Genomic DNA, 19,079 nt, shown 5'->3' with positions numbered 1-19,079 from the left:
TTATGCCCCGAAGCGCGCGGAGGCGACCGGGAAAATGCCCGGCAATTACCGTAGTTCGTCGCGCGCACGCCATCCGGCGAACCAGTCGGCGAATTCGGTCAGGTCGGCGAGCGCCACATCGGCTCCGTGCTCACGCAGCTCTCCCACCGTGTAAGGGCCCGTCGCGACGGTCACGCTCATGGCGCCGCCCGCGCGTGCCGCCTCGATGTCGGCGACATGGTCACCAACATAAGCCGCCGCGCCGAAGCGCGCGAGTGCCGTTCCCTTGGCGGCTCCGAACACCGATCCGACCACTTCGTCCACGGCCAGCCCGAGCAGTTCGACGGTGCCGGCGGCGTCGCGCGGGTTCTTGCCCGTCACCACGATCACCCGGCCGCCGCGGGCCCGTACGGCGGCGATGGCCTCGTACGCGCCCGCCATCGCGGTGTGCACCGGAACGCCCACCGCGGGATAGATCTCCCGGAACAGCTCGGCGGCCGCGGGAATGGCCTCCGCCGGCATCCAGTTGGCCAGCTCGAACTCCAGCGGCGGCCCCAGCCGGGTGACGATCTCACCGCTGTCGATGTGCACGCCCAAACGGCTTGACAGCTCGTCGTAAACGGCCGCGATGCCTGATCGCGTGTCGGCCAATGTCATGTCCAGGTCGAAACCCACTGAGGTAGTCACCCGTGCAGGATGCCAAACGCCGCATCCACGTCGGTAACGACCCTTGTTGTGGGACTCTGGGAATGGGCAGAAAGGAATTACTTATCGGAGAGGAGCGACCGTGTCAGAGACCCCCCGCACGCCCGGCGCGGAAGACCGGCTCGTCGCCGCCGCTCCCCGTCCCCATCGGCCCGCCCGGCCGCGCGGCACGCCGGTGACGGCCCGGCGGCGGGTCGTGTCGCTCGTGGCGTACGCGGTGCGGCTCGCGTCCAGGCTGGCGGCGCTCTCCTTGGCGCTGCACGGCGTCTTCACGGCGTTCCGGGCCAATCCGGCCAACGGCTGGTACCAGCTCGTCGAGTCGCTGGCCTCTGGGCTCTCGCTGGGCCTGGCCGACCTGTTCCAGCTCGCCGACCCGCGCTGGACCACGCTCGTCAACGACGGGCTGGCCGCGCTGGTGTGGCTCGTGGCCGGTTCGGCGCTGGCGGGCCTGGTCAGGCGCACCGCGCCCTGACGACTACTCTCGTTGCGGAGGTATCTGCACAGACATGACCAGATCGACCCGTGAGCGGATCATCGACGAGGCCCTGCGGCTGTTCGCCGAGCGTGGCTACGCCGCCACCTCCGTGGCCGAGATCGAGGCCGCCTCAGGGCTCTCCCCCGGCGCGGGCGGGCTCTACAGGCACTTCAAGTCCAAGTACGAGGTGCTCGCGGCGGCGATCAACGAGCATGCCGCCCGTACCAGGAGCCAGGTCGCCGAGAGCCTGGCCGAGCTGAGCACCATGGAGGCCGCCGCCGGCCTGGAGGACCGCCTGTCGCTGCTGTGCCGGGCGGGCCTGGCCAAGGTGCGGGAGGAGTCGGAGCTCACCCGGGTGTTCTTCCGGGACCTGAGCCAGTTCCCCGAGCTGGTCGCGGTGGTCCGCGAGGGGCTGCTGCAGCCCATGTTCGACGCGATCACCACCTGGTTCCGCGCCCAGCCCGAGTACGCCGACGCCAAGGTCGACTGGACGGGCATCGCCGCGGTGCTCGGCGGCTCGGTGGTCCACTACCGGCTGTTCCAGGAGACCGTGGGCGAGATGCCGGGCCACGCGGAGAAGGACCAGTTCGTCGCCGCCTGGGTACGTCTGGCCGTCGGACTGCTCCCCAGCCCCGCGCCGGTCAGCTGACGTCGAGCAGCCGGTAGGCCAGCCAGGCGACGCCCAGGGCCGTACCGATCATGAACATGACCCCGCTGACCTCGAAGAACCGGACGACGAACGCCGCCGGCCCCGGCTCGGCCGCCTGGAACCCCCCGACGAGCACGCCGCCGACCGTGTAGCCGAACAGCGGCGCCCCGGCCCCGGCCAGCTTGTCGCCCGCCGTCCACGTGTCGCTGAACAGCACGGCAGCCGCCCCCCGCCGCCCACACCAGCACCGGCACCTGGAAGATCGCCACGGCCGGCAGCCCCACCGGCACCAGCAGCGCGGCCAGCGCCAGCACCACGAGGGCGGCGAGGTCGCGCGGCCGCCCCCTGACCACGCTCCCGACGCCCCTGTGGCCGGTCGCCGCCGGACCGGTCGCCGCCGGACCGGTCGCCGCCGGACCGGTCGCGGCCAGGCGGCGGGCCTCGTGTTCCACCAGGGCCACCGGGTCGCCGAAGCGCGTCAGCACCCTGGCGACGTCCCGGGCGTCCTGGCTGCCCCGCCGCTCCGCTTCGATCCTGGCCCGCAGCCGCCGGGCGAAGTCGAGCCGCTGGTCGGGCCTGAGCACGCCGTGCGCCGCGTCGGCCGCCCTGCTGACGTAGTTCAGCACCATTTGGTCCGCGCGCTCTATCACGTCTGGCAATGCTGCCCCGATCAGGCGGGACATACCATGGCAACGATGGAGTTCACGGAGTGGATCAGGGGGCGCACCGACGAACAGCTTCGGGCGCTTGTCTCCGCGCGGCCTGAGTTGATCACTCCGGTGCCCGCGCATCTGGAAGGGCTGGCCGCGCGGGCCGCCAGCCCTTCGGCGATCGGCAGGGTGCTCGACCGGCTCGACCGGTTCACGCTGGCCGTCGTCGAGACGCTGGCCGTACAGGACGGGCCGGTGACGAAGGCGGCGCTGCGCGGCTTGATCGGGCGGGCGCTGGCGGCGGGCAGGCCCGAGCCCGCGCTGACCGCGGCCCTCGACCGGCTGCGTGACCTGGCGCTGGTCTTCGGCCCCGACAACGCGCTCGACCTCGGGCCGGGCGTGCGCAAGGTCCTGGAGGAGCCCGCCGGGCTCGGCCCCAGGGTCGTCGACGTGTTCCGGCACCACCCGCCCGAGCAGCTCGACGAGATGGCCGACGACGTCGCGCCCGGCACCGACGGGCCCGGCAAGGAGCGGCTGGCCGCCGCGCTGTCCGCGCCCGAGGCCCTGGTGGCGGCGGTCTCGCCCGAGGCCAGGGGCGCGCTCGACCAGCTCGTGTGGGGGCCGCCGACCGGACGGGTGCCCAATGCCAGGCGCGAGGTGCGCGTGGCCTCGGCCCGTTCGCCCATCGAGGAGCTGCTGGCGCGCGGGCTGCTCGCGGCCACCGGCGAGGAGAGCGTGACGCTGCCCCGCGAGGTGGGCCTGCACCTGCGCGGCGGGCGCGTCCACCGCGACCTGCTCGCCGTGCCGCCCGCGCTGGGCGGGGCCGCGCGCGACCGCCAGCTTGCCGACCGTACGGCGGCGGGCCAGGCGTTCTCGTTCGTCAGGTCCGTGGAGGAGCTGTGCGAGCGCTGGAGCATCGATCCGCCGGGGGTGCTGCGCACCGGCGGGCTCGGCGTACGCGACATGAAGCGCACCGCGACCGACCTCGACCTGCCCGAATGGGCGGCGGCGCTGGTCGTCGAGGTGGCGCACGCGGCGGGGCTGGTCGCCGCGGGCGGCGGCGTCGACGGCGAGTGGCTGCCGACCTCCGGCTACGACCTGTGGCGGGTCAGGGCCACCGCCGACCGCTGGGTGACGCTCGCCGCGACCTGGCTGCACATGGACCGCGTGCCCGGCCTGGTCGGCGAGCGCGACGACCGCGACCGGCCGCTCAACGCCCTGCACACCGACCTGCGCCGGGCCTCCGCGCCGGGGGTGCGCACGGCGGCCCTCGGCGTGCTGGCCGCCGCGCCGGGCCTCGCGCCCGACCGCGACTCGGTGCTCGAACGCCTGGCCTGGGAGCAGCCGCGCCGGCGCGGGCCGCTGCGCGAGCAGCTCACCGAGTTCGCGCTGCGCGAGGCCGAGCAGATCGGCGTGACCGGGCTCGGCACGCTGTCCGGCCACGGACGGGCGCTGCTCGACGGCGGCGACGCGGCCGGCCTGCTCGCGCCGCTGCTGCCCGAGCCGGTCGACCACGTGCTGCTGCAGGCCGACCTCACCGCCGTCGCCCCCGGGCCGCTGACCAGCGAGCTCAACCGCTGGATGACGCTCACCGCCGACGTCGAGTCCAAGGGCGGGGCGACCGTCTACCGGTTCGGCGAGGGCTCGATCCGGCGCGCGCTCGACGCCGGGCACGGCGGCGAGGAGCTGCTGGCGATGCTGGCCCGCCATTCGGCCACGCCGGTGCCGCAGGCCCTGTCGTACCTGGTGACGGACGTGGCCCGGCGGCACGGGCGAATCCGGGTGGGCACGGCCAGTGCCTACGTCCGGTGCGACGATCCGGCGCTGCTCGACCAGATCACCGCCGACCGCCGCGCCGCCGCGCTGCGCCTGCGCCGGCTGGCCCCCACGGTGATCGCCTCGCGCTCGTCCAGGGCTGCGCTGGTGGACTCGCTGCGGGCCATGGGGTACGCGCCGGTCGCCGAGTCACTCGACGGCGACGTGATCATCTCCCAGCTCGACAGCAGACGCACCGAGGGGGTGGCGCCCGTACGCGCCGTGGCCTCGGTCAGCGGGCTCGATCCCGAGGTGGCCTCGGCGGCCGTCCGCGCGCTGCGCGCGGGCGACGCGGCTCACCTGGCGCGGCGCGAGCCGGTCGACGCCCCGGGCGGCGCGGTGCCCCGGGGCCCCGCCACCGCCACGATCTCGGCCCTCCAGGACGCCATCAAGCAGGGCGTACGGGTGTGGATCGGTTACCTCGACTCGCAGGGCAACGCCACCTCGCGCATCCTGGAGCCGGCCCGGATGGAGGGCGGCTACCTGACCGCGTACGACGAGACCAGGGCGGCCGTCCACCGCTTCGCCCTCCATCGCATCACCGGCGTCGCCGGCCTCTGATCCGCCTTCCCGGCCCGCGCCCGGGTCAGGGGTGGCGGGTGAGCGCGTGGGCCGCGAGCCGGGCCGCGGGGCCGTCCCCGGCGGCCAGGCGGCGCAGGTGGGCCGCCGCGTCGGCCGGGTAGCGCAGGGACAGCCCGCCGCACAGCCCGGCGACCGCCGCGGCCGCCCGCGGGTCGGCCGGGTCGCGGGCCCAGGTGAGCGCCAGGCGCAGGGCCTCGGGGGCGAGGGCGTCGTCGGCGCACATGTACGACAGCGCACCGCCCGCCGCCAGCCGTTCGCCCGCCCGCCCCCGGGCCCACACCTCCAGGAACTCCTGCCGCGCCTCCCTGAACGACCAGGCGGCCAGCAACGCCACACCCTCGGCCGCCCGCGCGCGCACGTCGTCCCCCTGGAGGGCCAGCGAGCGCACCCACTCGCGCAGCGGCTGCCACAGCCAGTAGCCGTACCGGGCGACCAGCTCGCCGAGCACCTGGGCGCGGTGGTCCGGAACGCGGAAGACGACCAGACCGTCGTGCACGGCGATCAGCGGGTGCGGCGCGCCGGTCGGCCCCGGCCCCGGCTCGTGGGTCTCCCGGCTCCGCTCGAACGCGGCCAGCCGGCGGGCGAACTCCGGCTCGGGCAGCCCGTGCGCGAACGCGAGCGCCGCCACCGCCCGCACCTCGCGCATCGGCGGCTTGGTGTCGAACCAGGCGGCCACCTCCTCGCCCGCGGGCTCGTCGTCCCGCACCAGGCGCGTGGCCAGGCGGACGACCTCGGCGGGCGTGCGCAGCGCCAGCGCGCGGACCCGGGCCGTGGCGGCCCCGGCCGGGGCGCTCCGGCCGCCGAACGCGCTCAGGTACAGGTCGAACAGCTCGCCGGGGTCGGGCGCGCACCACGGCTGCTCCACCTCGACCGCCTGCGACGGGACGCCGTTCCGGGTGATCACCAGGTACGACCCCAGCTCGGCGAGCTTGCGGGCCAGGTCGAGCAGCTCGCCGGGGTCGGTGCTCCCGGCGATCCAGTCGTGCAGCAGGTACGCCCGCCCCGGCCCGTACTCGGTCCTGGCGAGCAGGTCGGCGGCGCTGCCGGCCGGCGAGAGCATGGTGATCCTGCCCTCGGCCAGCGACATGCGCGACAGCAGGGCGATGGCGCCGAGCCGCTTGCCCATGTCCGCCTCCCCCACCAGGACGAGCAGATGCCGCATGGACAGCCGGCGCACCGCGTCGGCGAAGCCGGCGGGCTCCAGGTAGGAGCGCAGCAGGGTGTCGGCCGCGCGCCGGTCGAGGTCGCGGGCCACCGGGACGACCAGAGGCCGGAGCTGCTCGTTGACGGCGATGACAAGCTCGGTGAGCGTTTTGTCGTCGAGGTCGCTCTCGCCTGCTTCAGGCGTGTCGATCACGAAGTCACCTCGGGCCTGACTGGGACGTTGACTGTGGAAAATGTCTTTCGCGAACTTCTTTGTCCGGCGACTTGTTTCCCCGGCTTATGGATTGACCGTGCGCCGCCCGGCAGCCACCGCTCTGACCAGGCATTCCTCGCGAAGCTCGCGGCCACGGCCGCCGGCGCGCGCATGTCGATCATGTCCTCCATTGCTCTGGGCGACGGGCCGGTGACAAGAATCGCGACAGGCCATCTGGTAGCACGGAACCCTAGTTGTCCCACCAATACACGATCTAGCGCCACCCGAAAACTCGAATGACCTTCTAGGCCGATATTGGACATTTACTCGGCATGAGAGCATCGTCCACAATCGTCAGTCAAGGGTGGACGTGAGAACGTTCAGGGTTGACTGCGCGCGGCGCCTCCGATCAGGTTGTGCATGTGACCGAGCAAACGCTGGGCCAGCTGGCCGAGGAGTCATGGAACCGCTTCGACGACCACGACTCGGTGTTCTACGAAGGGGTCTGGCACCGCAGCCACGCGCTGGCCGGACGCGCGCGCCGGATGTGCGGCGGGTTCGTCGAGGCCGGGGTCCGGCCGGGCGACCGGGTGGTCGTGATGATGGCGACCTCCCCCGAGGTCCCGATCGTCTACCAGGCGTTGTGGGCGGCGGGCGCGGCGGTGACGCCCGTGGTCTTCCTGGTGGGGGCCGAGGAGCTGCGGCACATCCTGCTCGACAGCGGCGCGGCCGCCGTCGTCACCTCGCCCGAGCTGGTGGAGACCGTACGGGCCGCCGCGGTGGACGTCCCGATACATGTGGACACGGCCGAGCTGGAGAGCGCCACCGAGCACGGACCGGTGCGAAGGGACCCCGGCGACCTGGCCGCGCTCATGTACACCGGCGGCACCACGGGCGTCGCGAAGGGGGTCATGCTGAGCCATCGCGGACTCTGGCAGGTGGCCAAGGACGCGTACGAAATATCCCATCAAGAGGGGAAAAATCGTGCGATCGTGCCTGTGCCGCTCTCGCACGCGTACGGGTTGATCATCACCGTGGCCGGCCTGCACGCGACCGAGCCCCAGCAGGCCGTGCTCATGCGCTGGTTCGAACCGGAGGCGTTCCTGCGACTGGCCGCCGAGCAGCACGTCCAGTACGGCACCGTGGTGCCCGCCATGATCCACATGCTCCTGGCCCAGCCGCTGGAGTCGCACCCGCTCCCCGACCTGGCCTACCTGACCTGCGGCGCGGCGCCGCTGGGCCGGGAGGCGCTGCAGGAGTTCGAACGCCGGATGCCGGGCACGCAGATCCTGGAGGGCTACGGCCTGACCGAGACCAGCGCCGTCACCACCTTCAACCCGCCGGGCAGGCGCCGGCCGGGCAGCGTCGGCCTGCCGCTGGCCGGCTACACGATCACCATCCGCGACGCCGCGGGCGAGGCGGTGGAGTGCGGCGACGTCGGCGAGATCTGCGTCAGCGGCGACTCCCTGATGCTCGGCTACTGGGGCGAGCACGAACCCGACCCCGAGGGCACCGCGCTGGTCGGCGACGAGCTGCGCACCGGCGACATCGGCTGCGTGGACGACGACGGCTACCTCTACATCGTCGACCGCAAGAAGGACCTGATCATCCGCGGCGGCTTCAACGTCTTCCCGCGCGACGTCGAGGACGCGCTCAACCAGCACCCCGACGTGGTCATGTCGGGCGTCGTCGGCCGTCCCGACCCGCGGCTGGGCGAGGAGGTCGTGGCGTTCGTGCAGCTCAGACTAGGGGCCGAGGAGAACGCCGAGGAGCTCATCGAGTGGGCGCGCGACCGGGTCGGACGGGTGAAGTACCCGCGCGAGGTGCGTTTCGTCGAGTCGATCCCGGTCACCAGCGTGCTCAAGCTCGACAGGAAGGCCCTGCGCGAGCGGTTGTGACCGTCCGCGCACACCGGGTCGGGCGCGCCCGTATTCCGTGATAAACGTTGACCTGTCTGGAGGTGAACGTGAGTCAAGAAGATCCGTCCGGCTACCCGCAGCTGCCTTACGGGGCGCCCTACGGCGAGCAGCCGCCTCCGCAGTACGGCTACGGCTACGGCGTGCCGCCGCGGCGCGACGAGGGCCCGCAGGCCGCCGCGATCGTCGCCGTCGTGCTCAACTTCCTGTCCCTCGCCTCCTGCCTCAACGTGCTGGGGCTGCCCGGCGGCATCCTGGCCGCCGTGGCGCTGACGCGGGTCCGCGAGCAGCCGAGGAGCGCCCGTTCGCTGCTGGTCTGGAGCTGGGTGCTGTTCGGCGCCGGTTTCGTGCTGAACGTCGGGCTCTTCCTCTTCCTGGGCCTCACCGGCCGCCTGGACGACTGATCGATTACCCGTTCCGGGACTGTTCCTGCCGTCGTGTGTGTTGGATAAGGGTCAACCGTAGGAAGGGATGTCCGTGAACGACGGCCCGCTCATCGTCCAGTCGGACAAAACGCTGCTGCTCGAGGTCGACCACGAGAAGGCCGACGCGTGCCGCAAGGCGATCGCGCCGTTCGCCGAGCTCGAACGAGCGCCTGAACACGTCCACACCTACCGCGTCACGCCGCTCGCCCTGTGGAACGCGCGTGCCGCCGGCCACGACGCCGAGCAGGTCGTCGACGCGCTGATCGGCTTCAGCCGCTACCCGGTGCCGCACGCGCTGCTCGTCGACATCGCCGAGACCATGGCCCGCTACGGGCGCCTGCGCCTGGAGAAGGACCCGGCCAACGGGCTGGTCCTGACCTCGACCGACCGCGCGGTGCTCGAAGAGGTGCTGCGCTCGAAGAAGATCCAGCCGATGCTGGGCGAGCGCCTCGGCGCCGACTCGGTCATCGTGCACCCGAGCGACCGCGGCAACGTCAAGCAGGCGCTGCTCAAGCTGGGCTGGCCCGCCGAGGACCTGGCCGGCTACGTCGACGGCGAGGCCCACCCCATCAAGCTGCTCCAGGACGGCTGGGAGCTGCGCCCCTACCAGCGCGAGGCGGCCGACGCCTTCTGGCACGGCGGCTCCGGCGTGGTCGTGCTGCCCTGCGGCGCGGGCAAGACCATCGTGGGCGCGGCGGCCATGGCCCACGCCCAGGCCACCACGCTGATCATGGTGACCAACACGGTCAGCGCCCACCAGTGGAAGACCGAGCTGCTCAAGCGCACCTCGCTGACCGAGGACGAGATCGGCGAGTACTCCGGCAACAAGAAGGAGATCCGCCCGGTCACCATCGCCACGTACCAGGTGATGACCACCAGGCGGAAGGGCGTCTACAGCCACCTGGAGCTGTTCGACGCGCGCGACTGGGGCCTGATCGTCTACGACGAGGTCCACCTGCTGCCCGCGCCCATCTTCCGGATGACCGCCGACCTCCAGGCCCGCCGGCGGGTGGGCCTGACCGCGACGCTCGTGCGCGAGGACGGCCGCGAGGGCGACGTGTTCTCCCTCATCGGCCCCAAGCGCTACGACGCGCCGTGGAAGGAGATGGAGAACCAGGGCTGGATCGCGCCGGCCGACTGCGTCGAGGTGCGGGTCACGCTGACCGACGAGGAGCGCCTGGCGTACGCGATGGCCGAGGCCGAGGAGCGTTACCGCTACTGCGCCACCACGCCGTCCAAGACGTACGTGACCGAGGCGCTGGTCCGGCGGCATCTGGGCGAGCAGGTGCTGGTCATCGGCCAGTACATCGACCAGCTCGACGAGCTCGGCGAGCATCTCAACGCGCCGGTCATCAAGGGCGAGACCAGGGTCAAGGAGCGCGAGCGGCTCTACCAGGCGTTCCGCGACAAGGAGATCCAGGTCCTGGTGGTGTCGAAGGTGGCGAACTTCTCCATCGACCTGCCCGAGGCGGCCATCGCGATCCAGGTGTCCGGCACGTTCGGGTCGCGGCAGGAGGAGGCCCAGCGGCTCGGGCGGGTGCTGCGGCCCAAGGCCGACGGCGGTGGCGCCCGGTTCTACACGGTGGTCAGCAGGGACACCGTCGACCAGGAGTTCGCCGCCCACCGGCAGCGATTCCTGGCCGAGCAGGGATACGCCTACCAGATCATCGACGCCGACGACGTGCACGGCGAGGTGTGACCGGTTGAATGCCCGGCCGCTCGTTGCCTGAGCGGCCAGGCACGGCGTTTATGTCACGTCCACGAGACTCCACGGGTCGTCGACATCGAACCACCCCCCTCACCTGCGTACTATCACGCCGCCTGCGACATACCCCCATGATCCGACAAACGCACCTGAAATGCCCGACTTTTTCGGTATTCCCACGTTCACTCAGAGATACGGTCTTTGCCGGGTTCGCTAGCCGGCCAGCAGGCCGCCGAGGAACAGCACCGCGCCGGCGACGATCCACGCGGCGACCCCCGTCCCCATGAGGCGGCCGAACGTGCGCGGGTCCTGCCGGGACGCCGGCACCAGCCAGGCGGCCAGCGTGGCGCCGGCGGCCGGCACGGCGAACACCCCAGACACCGCGCAGACCGCGCCGAGACGCCGGGAGCACGCCGCCGGGGACTCGCCGCCCGCGCAGAACGCCTCCAGCCCCCAACCGGCGAAGACCGACATCCCCCAGAGCGCCGCCAGCAGGAAGCTCGCGACCGTGGGGATCATCGGCGAGAGGACCAGGCGAAGCCGCGCCACCTTCCCTCCGTACCCCGCCGCGCGCCGGTAAATGCTTTGGAGGCGCCGCGCGGCCGCCGTTAAACTAGTCGATTCGCTGCCTTGACCACCTCCGTTTTCCAGCATGGGAGGCGCTTTCGCATGCCCACACATCAACTGGCTCCCGACATACCCTCCGACGTGCTCGCCGCCGAGCAGGCCCACCTGGCCGAGTCCAGGGCCGCGCTCAAGGCGATGCGGGCCCACGCCCAGTCGTTGTCGGCCGACGCGGCCGGCGACTGGGTCTCGCAGCAGATCCTCCAGTCGCTGCTGGACCAGCGCGTGGCCGCCCTGGCCGACCATCCGGACACCCCGCTGTTCTTCGGCCGCCTCGACCGCGAGGGCGGCGACGACCTGCCGGGCACCCTCTACGTCGGCCGCCGCCACGTGCACGACGGCACCAGCCGGCCGCTGGTCATCGACTGGCGCGCGCCGGTGTCCCGCGCGTTCTACCAGGCCAGCCCGGCCGACCCGATGGGCGTCGTCCGCCGCCGCCGCTTCGGCTACCACGGCGGCGCGCTGACCGCGTTCGAGGACGAGCCGCTCGGCGAGGGCGGCGAGGTCGGCCCCTCGAAGATCCTGACCGAGGAGATCGAACGCCCGCGCACCGGCCCGATGCGCGACATCGTGGCCACCATCCAGCCCGACCAGGACGAGATCGTCCGCGCGACGCTGGCCCAGACCGTGTGCGTCCAGGGCGCTCCCGGCACCGGGAAGACCGCCGTGGGCCTCCACCGGGCCGCGTACCTGCTGTTCACCCACCGCGAGCGGCTGGCCAGGTCGGGCGTGATGATCGTGGGCCCGAACCGGGCGTTTTTGTCCTACATCTCCTCCGTCCTGCCCGCGCTGGGCGAGGTCAAGGTCGACCAGACCACCGTGGCCGGGCTGCTCGGCGAGCACGCCGCCGAGGAGGACCCGATGGTCTCCGCGGTCAAGGGCGACGCCCGGATGGCCGCGGTGCTCGAACGGGCGCTGTGGATGCACATCGTCAAGCCCGAGGACGGCCTGGTGTTCACCAAGGGCGCCTACCGCTACCGGGTCGCCGACCACGAGGTGCGCGAGATGGTGGCCTCCCTGCGCGGCACCACCCGCTACTCGCCGGGGCGGGCCGCGCTGGCCCAGCGCCTGGCCCACCAGGTGCTCGTCCGGATGGAGCAGCGCGGCGAGTCGCCCGACGACCGGGTCCAGGACGCGGTGGCCAGGTCGAGGCCGGTCAAGCAGCTCGTCGACGCGGTGTGGCCGAAACTGACGCCGGAACAGGTCCTGCACCGCCTGTTGTCCGATCCGGAATTCCTCACAAAAGCTGCCAAAACTGATTTGTCGCCTGACGAGCAGGAAATGCTGCTTTGGCGGAAGCCTTATCGGAGCTGGAAGTCCGCCAAATGGTCGGCCGCCGACGCCGCGCTCCTCGACGAGCTGCGCGACCTCATGGAGCGCACCCCGTCCCTCGGCCACCTCGTCGTGGACGAGGCGCAGGACCTGTCCGAGATGCAGCTGCGGGCGCTCGGCCGGCGCTGCCGCAACGGCTCGGCCACCGTGCTCGGCGACCTGGCCCAGGGCACCACGCCGTGGTCCACCACCTCGTGGGAGACCGTGCTGAAGCACCTCGGCCAGGACGAGGGCGAGGTGACCGAGCTGACGCTCGGCTTCCGCGTGCCGCGCGAGGTGCTCGACTACGCGGCCCGCCTGCTGCCCTCGATCGCCCCCGCGCTGGCCGCCCCGCGGTCGCTGCGTCCGGGCGCCGGCTCGCTCACGGTCCGGCCGGGCGCCACGGTCGCCGAGGCCGCCCGGGAGGTCCTGGCCAGGGAGGGCTCGATCGGGGTCATCGTCCCCGACGCGATGGTGGCGGCGGTCTCCGAGTCGCTGTCCGGCCTGCCGCACGCGGTGCTCGACCCCGACGCGACGCAGGAGCACCGCCTGCTGATCGTGCCCGCCACGCTCGCCAAGGGCCTGGAGTACGACCACGTGATCGTCGTGGAGCCGGCCGCCATCGTCGAGGCCGAGCCCCGCGGCCTGGCCCGCCTGTACGTGGTCCTGACCCGCGCGGTCACCTCGCTCACGGTGCTGCACGACAGGCCGCTCCCGGCGCAGCTCGGAACCTGACGGAGGGCGGGCACGGCCGCTTCTAGGATGGCCTGAAGGAGCTGTCAACCTAGGAGGATGCCGTGCCCGCACCGCTTCCGCATGAACACCTGCCCCCGGTCCCCGCGCTCGTGGTGGAGAGCGACGACATCCGCGACGGCGAGCGGCTGAACGACCTCCACGTCTTCGACGACTGGGGGATGACCGGCGGGAACGTCTCGCCCCAGCTGCGCTGGTCGGGCGCGCCCGAGGGCACCCGCGGCTACGCCGTCACCTGCCACGACCCCGACGCCCCCACCGGCAGCGGCTTCTGGCACTGGGTGCTGTTCGACCTGCCCGGCGAGACCACGGAGCTGCCCAGGGGCGCGGGCACCGGCCCCGACTTCAAGGGCCTGCCCGCCGGCGCGGTCCACGCCCGCAACGACTACGGCACCAAGGACTACGGCGGCGCCGCTCCCCCGCCCGGCGCCCCTCACCGCTACGTCTTCACGGTGCACGCGCTCGGGGTCGACGAGCTGGGCGTCGGCGGCGACGCGAGCCCGGCCGTGGTCGGCTTCAACATCACCGCCAACACGCTGGCCCGCGGCCACATCGTCGCGCACTTCGGCGTCTGAGACCGGCACAACACCGCGGCGAAGGCGCCCCGTTCGCGTTCGGGGCGCCTTCGCCGTGGTGCCGCGTCGGGTTCCGTACGCCCGGCGCCACCAGACGGGGTTCAGTCGCCCTGCACCAGCTCGTCCGCGAACGTGAAGTCCCCGGGGGCGTTGGACGACAGGTCCTCGCTCTCGCCGCCCGACTCGCCCTCGAAGGCGTCCGAGACGTCCTCACGCTCGCCCGACATGTCCTGCCCCTCCTCCGAGACGTCCTCGCGCTCGCCGGACATGTCCTGACCCTCCTCCGAGACGTCCTCGCGCTCGCCGGACATGTCCACGCCCTCCTCCGAGGCGTCCCCGCGCTCGTCGGACCTCTCATCGGCCTCGTCCGACGACCGCTCGTCGGCCTGGTCCGACGACCTGTCCTCGGCTTCCTCCGACGACCTGTCCTCGCCCTCCTCCGACATCTCCCCGCGCTCGTCCTGCGACGTCCACCTGGACGGCGAGGCGCAGTAGTCGCGGTCGTACAGTTCCAGGTAGCCCGCGCAGTAGGGCACGTCGACGTACTCCAGGGCCTCGTCCAGGTAACCGTGGTCGTCTGCCTGGGCGGGCATCGTCATGGCGGCCGCGGCGGCCAGCATGACGGCTCCGAGCCCGAGAACGCGCGCGGTGCGGGAATTCATGTAACTACTCCTTTGTGCGGTGAATCGTCACTTCGTTTCGTTACTGTCCGTAGTCAATAACTACTAAACGTGACGGGACCGGACACAACAAAAGGCGGCCGGATCCTTGGAGATCCGAACCGCCTTCTGATGCGTCAGCGACCAGGCGAGGCCTAGAAGTCCATGTCGCCGCCGCCGGGCATGCCGGCCGGAGCAGCAGGGGTCTTCTCGGGCTTCTCGGCGATGACGGCCTCGGTGGTGAGGAAGAGCGCCGCGATGGAGGCGGCGTTCTGCAGCGCGGAGCGCGTCACCTTGGCCGGGTCGATGATCCCGGACTCGAACATGTTGACGTACTCGCCGGAAGCGGCGTTGAGGCCCTCGCCCGGGGTCAGGTTGCGCACCTTCTCCACAACGACGCCGCCCTCAAGACCGGCGTTGACCGCGATCTGCTTGAGGGGCTCCTCAAGAGCCTTCTTCACGATCGCCGCGCCGGTGGCCTCGTCGCCGTTGAGCTCGAGCTTGTCGAACGCCTTGGCGCCGGCCTGCAGCAGCGCCACGCCACCGCCGGGGACGATGCCCTCCTCGACGGCCGCCTTGGCGTTGCGCACGGCGTCCTCGATGCGGTGCTTGCGCTCCTTGAGCTCGACCTCGGTCGCCGCGCCGGCCTTGATGACCGCCACGCCACCGGCCAGCTTGGCCAGGCGCTCCTGCAGCTTCTCACGGTCGTAGTCGGAGTCGGTGCGCTCGATCTCGGCGCGGATCTCGTTGACCCGGCCGGAGATCGCCTCGGCGTCACCGGCGCCGTCGACGATGGTGGTCTCGTCCTTGGTCACCACGACCTTGCGGGCGCGGCCGAGCAGGTCGAGGGTGGCGGTCTCGAGCTTGAGGCCGACCTCCTCGGCGATGACCTGACCGCCGGTCAGGATCGCGATGTCGCCCAGCATGGCCTTGCGGCGGTCGCCGAAGCCCGGGGCCTTGACGGCCACGGAGCGGAACAGGCCGCGGATCTTGTTGACCACCAGGGTCGCCAGGGCCTCGCCGTCGACGTCCTCGGCGATGATCAGCAGCGGCTTGCCGGACTGCACGACCTTGTCGAGCAGCGGCAGCAGGTCCTTGTTGGCCGAGACCTTGCTGTTGACGATCAGGATGTACGGGTCTTCGAGAACGGCCTCCATGCGGTCGGAGTCGGTCACGAAGTACATCGACGTCATGCCCTTGTCGAAGCGCATGCCCTCGGTGAGCTCAAGCTCAAGGCCGAAGGTGTTGCTCTCCTCGACGGTGATGACGCCTTCCTTGCCGACCTTGTCCATCGCCTCGGCGATGAGCGAGCCGATCTCGGGGTCGGCGGCGGAGATGGAGGCGGTGGAGGCGATCTGCTCCTTGGTCTCCACGTCCTTGGCCAGCTTGGAGAGCTCCTCGCTGACCCGCTCGACGGCGGCCTCGATGCCCTTCTTCAGGGCCATCGGGTTGGCGCCGGCGGCCACGTTGCGCAGACCTTCGCGCACCAGAGCCTGGGCGAGCACGGTGGCCGTGGTGGTGCCGTCGCCGGCGACGTCGTCAGTCTTCTTGGCGACTTCCTTGACCAGCTCGGCGCCGATCTTCTCCCACGGGTCCTCGAGCTCGATCTCCTTGGCGATGGAGACGCCGTCGTTGGTGATCGTGGGAGCGCCCCACTTCTTCTCCAGCACGACGTTGCGCCCCTTGGGGCCCAAGGTCACCTTGACGGCGTCGGCGAGCTGGTTCATACCGCGCTCGAGACCGCGCCGGGCGTCCTCGTCAAACGCGATCATCTTGGCTGCCATAAGGCTAGACCTCCCAGATGCAGGGTGGCGTGTCCTGGACCGAGCCGACGCCCGCGACGGCATAGGCCTGCATCTCCGTTCGGCAGACCCCATCGTCTCGATCCGAGTTGTTGGCACTCTGCCACACAGAGTGCCAACGAACTGTTTAGCACTCTACCCTGCCGAGTGCAAGCCACGGGCACCCCACCCCAGCTCATCGGGCAGGTCATCGGGTGCGCCGGTTCGCACGGCGAGCCGCCCCTGAGGCGCGGCCCGCCGTGCGAAGCCGACGGAGGAAACAGTGGCGAGCCCGTACGGACTGCGCTGCCGCACGTCCCGCCTTGGTGCATACCAGCGAGGGTGAATCAGACCGTGCGGACGGACTCCGCCTGCGGCCCCTTCTGGCCCTGCGTGATCTCGAACTCGACGCGCTGTCCCTGTTCGAGAGAGCGGTACCCGTCCATCATGATCGCTGAGTAATGGACGAATACATCCTTACCACCGTCTACCGCGATGAAGCCGTAGCCCTTGTCCGCGTTGAACCACTTGACGGTGCCCTGCGCCACTTCCGACTCCTCTTACTGGGCTCGCAGATCTCGCCCATTCCTTCGCGAGACCCGTAATCGCATGACTTTTGGGAAAATCAGCCAGACGATCGCCCTCGACCATACCTGTGGCACGGGGTTTGGCAACAGAGTCAACCGACAAAACGCTAATTTCATCGAAGGCTGAGTCGTTCGAGGTTGAATTTGGTTCTAAAACAAGAAGGCGCCCACAAGGGGCGCCTTCAAGAGTCGGTGGTCCGGCGGTCAGCCGCCCGCGACGGCGGGGATGATGGAGATCTGAGTGCCTTCAGGGGCGGGAGTGTCCAGGCCCTCGGCGAAACGGACATCCTCATCACCAACGTATACGTTGACAAAACGACGAATCTTGCCCGATTCATCCAGAATTCTCGCGCCGATCCCCGGGTAGTCGGAGTCAAGCCTGGCGAGAACGTCACGAAGAGTCGCCCCTTCGCCACTCACCTCGGCGTTACCCCCGGTGTAAGTGCGCAGAATGGTGGGAATCCGCACAGAAACGCTCATGGTTTTTGTTGCCTTTCCTGGATTGTCAGACAGTCGCGCGGAACGCGTCGAGAGAGGGCCGGATCACGGCGGTGGGCCGCGCGTCGTCGCTGATCGCGTCGAGCGTCTTCAGGCCGTCGCCGGTGTTCAGGACCACCGTCTCGGCCTCGGGGTCGAGCCTGCCCGTCTCGACGAGCTTCTTCAGCACGCCCACCGTGACGCCGCCCGCGGTCTCGGCGAAGATGCCCTCGGTGGAGGCCAGGAGCTTGATGGCGGCGACGATCTCGGGGTCGGTGACGTCCTCGACGCCCCCGCCCGTGCGCCGGGCGATGTCCAGCACGTACGGCCCGTCGGCGGGGTTGCCGATGGCCAGCGACTTGGCGATCGTGTCCGGCTTGACCGGCTGGACGACGTCGTGCCCCGCCTTGTACGCCGTCGAGACCGGCGAGCACCCGGCCGCCTGGGCCCCGAACACCTTGTAGGGGGTGTCCTCGACCAGCCCGAGCGCGATCAGCTCCTTGAACCCCTTGTCGATCTTCGTGAGCTGGGAGCCGGAGGCGATGGGGATGACGATCTGCTCCGGCAGCCGCCAGCCGAGCTGCTCGGCGATCTCGTACGCGAGCGTCTTGGACCCTTCGGCGTAGTAGGGCCGCAGGTTGACGTTGACGAACCCCCACCGCTCGCCCAGCGGGTCGCCGATCAGCTCCGAACAGAACCGGTTGACCTCGTCGTACGTGCCGTCGATGCCGATCAGCCGGCCGCCGAACACCCGGGCCATGGCGATCTTGGCCGCTTCGAGGTCGGCCGGGATGAACACGCACGCGTCGAGGCCGGCCCGCGCGGCGGCGGCGGTGACCGCGCCGGCGAGGTTGCCCGTGGAGGAGCAGGAGAGCGTGTGGAAACCGAAGTTCCTGGCCGCCTCGACGGCGATGGCGACCACCCGGTCCTTGAAGGAGTGGGTGGGGTTGCCCGAGTCGTCCTTCACGAACAGGGACCGGATGCCGAGCGCCTTGCCGAGGTTGCCGGCCTTGACCAGCTTCGTCCAGCCCGGGTTCATGTTGGGCTTGCTCGCCACGTCGGCGGGGACCGGGAGCAGGGAGCGGTAGCGCCAGATGTTGGCGGGGCCGGACTCGATGTCCGCGCGGGTCACCTGGCCGAAGGAGTAGGCCGCTTCGAGCGGCCCGAAACACTCCAGGCAGGCGAAGCTGGGACCCAGGGGGTAGCGCGTGCCGCACTCGCGGCAGGACAGGGCGACGGCAGGACCAAAGTCGAGCGACATGAAGCGAGGCCTTCCCTCATCTTCGCCCGCGGCCACCTTGACCGCGAACCGGAATTGGCACCTTGTCCCGGTCGGCCTCGCCAGGTCGCGAGCACAAGCCGGGAGGGTTGCCGGGGCTTCGCAGGGCCGGTCCCTCCACCCCTCTGGATGAGCAATATGCAGTTGTCGAAAAGGACTCTACCTTCTCAAGTGGCGGAAACAACCACCCGTCTCACCATGCGAGAGGACACGTCTCACCGATAGTCCTCCCCGAGGACTCCCTGCACGTACTTGCGGGCCTGGTGGATGCGGGACTTGGCGGTGCCGAGCGGGATGTTGAGCTGCTCGGCCACCTCGTTGTAGTCGAGCTGGACGATGTCGCGCAGCACCAGCGCCTGGGCCAGGTCGGGCTTGTCGGCCTCCAGCGCCTCCATCGCGTCGAGCAGGTCGAGCCGCGAGCCGGCGATCACGCTGACCCGCCGCGCGTCGGGCTTCTGCATCGGCAGCTCCTCCGACGTCTGCTCGGCGGCCCTGCGCTTCAGCGAGCGGTACGTGGTGCGCGCGCAGTTGGCGGTCACGATGTGCAGCCAGGTGCTGAACCTGGCCCGCCCCTCGAACCGGCCGATGTTGCGCGCCACGGCCAGCAGAGTGTCCTGCGAGGCTTCTTCCGCGTCCTGGTGATAGGGCAGGATCCGGGCGCAGTGGCGCATCACGTCAGGCTCGATCCTGGCCAGGAGCTCGCCGAGCGCGCGATGGTCTCCGGCCGCGGCCGAGCGGGCGAGTTCCTCGGTTAGCTCATCTAGCGCCATAGCTG

The 19,079-nt window shown here is 71.0% G+C and carries 18 protein-coding genes and 1 riboswitch; of the genes, 8 read left to right on the top strand and 10 right to left on the bottom strand.

From position 1 onward, the window contains the following. Positions 1-45: 45 nt before the first annotated feature. Complete coding sequence (locus AB0C33_RS42440; RefSeq protein WP_358298760.1) at positions 46-654, bottom strand: haloacid dehalogenase-like hydrolase; 609 nt, start codon at positions 652-654, stop codon at positions 46-48. A gap of 112 nt (positions 655-766) precedes the next feature. Between AB0C33_RS42440 and AB0C33_RS42435 the strand changes: the two genes are divergently transcribed. Together AB0C33_RS42435 and AB0C33_RS42430 are read left to right on the top strand one after the other, a co-directional pair. Then, a complete protein-coding gene (locus AB0C33_RS42435; protein WP_358298758.1) occupies positions 767-1,156 on the top strand; it encodes a hypothetical protein in 390 nt (129 codons plus the stop codon). 34 nt (positions 1,157-1,190) lie between these two features. Next, positions 1,191-1,808 carry a helix-turn-helix domain-containing protein gene (locus AB0C33_RS42430; RefSeq protein ID WP_357976178.1) on the top strand — a complete coding sequence of 206 codons (618 nt, stop codon included), beginning with the start codon at positions 1,191-1,193 and terminating at the stop codon, positions 1,806-1,808. Here AB0C33_RS42430 and AB0C33_RS42425 read toward each other — a convergent pair. Beyond that, positions 1,801-2,025, bottom strand: coding sequence for a hypothetical protein (locus tag AB0C33_RS42425; RefSeq protein ID WP_358298756.1), 225 nt, complete (start codon positions 2,023-2,025; stop codon positions 1,801-1,803). The two genes, AB0C33_RS42430 and AB0C33_RS42425, sit on opposite strands and share 8 nt — an antisense overlap. A 478-nt stretch (positions 2,026-2,503) precedes the next feature. On the opposite strand from AB0C33_RS42425, the gene AB0C33_RS42420 reads away from it, so the two are divergent. Beyond that, complete coding sequence (locus tag AB0C33_RS42420; protein ID WP_358298754.1) at positions 2,504-4,834, top strand: helicase-associated domain-containing protein; 2,331 nt, start codon at positions 2,504-2,506, stop codon at positions 4,832-4,834. A 25-nt stretch (positions 4,835-4,859) separates the two neighbouring features. Here AB0C33_RS42420 and AB0C33_RS42415 read toward each other — a convergent pair whose 3' ends face one another. Then, positions 4,860-6,212, bottom strand: a complete 1,353-nt coding sequence (locus AB0C33_RS42415; RefSeq protein ID WP_358298752.1) for a hypothetical protein — start codon at positions 6,210-6,212, stop codon at positions 4,860-4,862. Between the two features lie 422 nt (positions 6,213-6,634). On the opposite strand from AB0C33_RS42415, the gene AB0C33_RS42410 reads away from it, so the two are divergent. From AB0C33_RS42410 to AB0C33_RS42400, 3 genes are all read left to right on the top strand, one after another. After that, on the top strand, positions 6,635-8,110 hold the full coding sequence (locus AB0C33_RS42410) for an AMP-binding protein (protein ID WP_358298750.1): 1,476 nt from the start codon (positions 6,635-6,637) through the stop codon (positions 8,108-8,110). Between the two features lie 68 nt (positions 8,111-8,178). Next, positions 8,179-8,532: a hypothetical protein gene (locus tag AB0C33_RS42405; protein ID WP_358298748.1), complete on the top strand. Its 354-nt coding sequence runs from the start codon at positions 8,179-8,181 to the stop codon at positions 8,530-8,532. Positions 8,533-8,599: 67 nt separating this feature from the next. Continuing rightward, a complete protein-coding gene (locus tag AB0C33_RS42400) occupies positions 8,600-10,252 on the top strand; it encodes a DNA repair helicase XPB (RefSeq protein WP_358298746.1) in 1,653 nt (550 codons plus the stop codon). Between the two features lie 219 nt (positions 10,253-10,471). On the opposite strand, the gene AB0C33_RS42395 is transcribed toward AB0C33_RS42400, so the two are convergent. Continuing rightward, entirely contained in the window at positions 10,472-10,807 is a 336-nt protein-coding gene (locus AB0C33_RS42395) for a hypothetical protein (RefSeq protein WP_358298744.1), read from the bottom strand. Positions 10,808-10,927: 120 nt separating this feature from the next. Here AB0C33_RS42395 and AB0C33_RS42390 point away from each other — a divergent pair, with 120 nt between their 5' ends. Then, complete coding sequence (locus AB0C33_RS42390) at positions 10,928-12,928, top strand: AAA family ATPase (protein WP_358298743.1); 2,001 nt, start codon at positions 10,928-10,930, stop codon at positions 12,926-12,928. A gap of 62 nt (positions 12,929-12,990) precedes the next feature. Then, positions 12,991-13,521 carry a YbhB/YbcL family Raf kinase inhibitor-like protein gene (locus AB0C33_RS42385; RefSeq protein ID WP_358298742.1) on the top strand — a complete coding sequence of 177 codons (531 nt, stop codon included), beginning with the start codon at positions 12,991-12,993 and terminating at the stop codon, positions 13,519-13,521. A 101-nt stretch (positions 13,522-13,622) separates the two neighbouring features. Here AB0C33_RS42385 and AB0C33_RS42380 read toward each other — a convergent pair whose 3' ends face one another. The 6 genes from AB0C33_RS42380 to AB0C33_RS42355 all read right to left on the bottom strand — a co-directional run bounded on the left by AB0C33_RS42380 (position 13,623) and on the right by AB0C33_RS42355 (position 19,074). Next, positions 13,623-14,183, bottom strand: coding sequence for a hypothetical protein (locus AB0C33_RS42380; RefSeq protein ID WP_358298741.1), 561 nt, complete (start codon positions 14,181-14,183; stop codon positions 13,623-13,625). 152 nt (positions 14,184-14,335) lie between these two features. Beyond that, complete coding sequence (gene groL / locus AB0C33_RS42375; protein WP_357696638.1) at positions 14,336-15,964, bottom strand: chaperonin GroEL; 1,629 nt, start codon at positions 15,962-15,964, stop codon at positions 14,336-14,338. A 344-nt stretch (positions 15,965-16,308) separates the two neighbouring features. Further along, positions 16,309-16,509, bottom strand: coding sequence for a cold-shock protein (locus tag AB0C33_RS42370; protein WP_106250594.1), 201 nt, complete (start codon positions 16,507-16,509; stop codon positions 16,309-16,311). A 243-nt stretch (positions 16,510-16,752) separates the two neighbouring features. Next, positions 16,753-17,028, bottom strand: a complete 276-nt coding sequence (locus tag AB0C33_RS42365; protein ID WP_358298740.1) for a MoaD/ThiS family protein — start codon at positions 17,026-17,028, stop codon at positions 16,753-16,755. A 25-nt stretch (positions 17,029-17,053) separates the two neighbouring features. Then, positions 17,054-18,286, bottom strand: coding sequence for a threonine synthase (thrC, locus tag AB0C33_RS42360; protein ID WP_358298739.1), 1,233 nt, complete (start codon positions 18,284-18,286; stop codon positions 17,054-17,056). A 13-nt stretch (positions 18,287-18,299) separates the two neighbouring features. Beyond that, positions 18,300-18,440: riboswitch (SAM riboswitch) on the bottom strand. A 79-nt stretch (positions 18,441-18,519) separates the two neighbouring features. Beyond that, positions 18,520-19,074 (bottom strand): RNA polymerase sigma factor, encoded by a 555-nt coding sequence (locus AB0C33_RS42355; protein WP_189654051.1) that lies wholly within the window; start codon positions 19,072-19,074, stop codon positions 18,520-18,522. Positions 19,075-19,079: the final 5 nt, after the last annotated feature.

The organism is Nonomuraea sp. NPDC048881 (genome assembly GCF_040649795.1).
Classification (GTDB): Bacteria; Actinomycetota; Actinomycetes; order Streptosporangiales; family Streptosporangiaceae; genus Nonomuraea.
The sequence above is the reverse complement of the archived record's forward strand: the minus strand, read 5'-3'. Positions and strand labels throughout refer to the sequence as shown.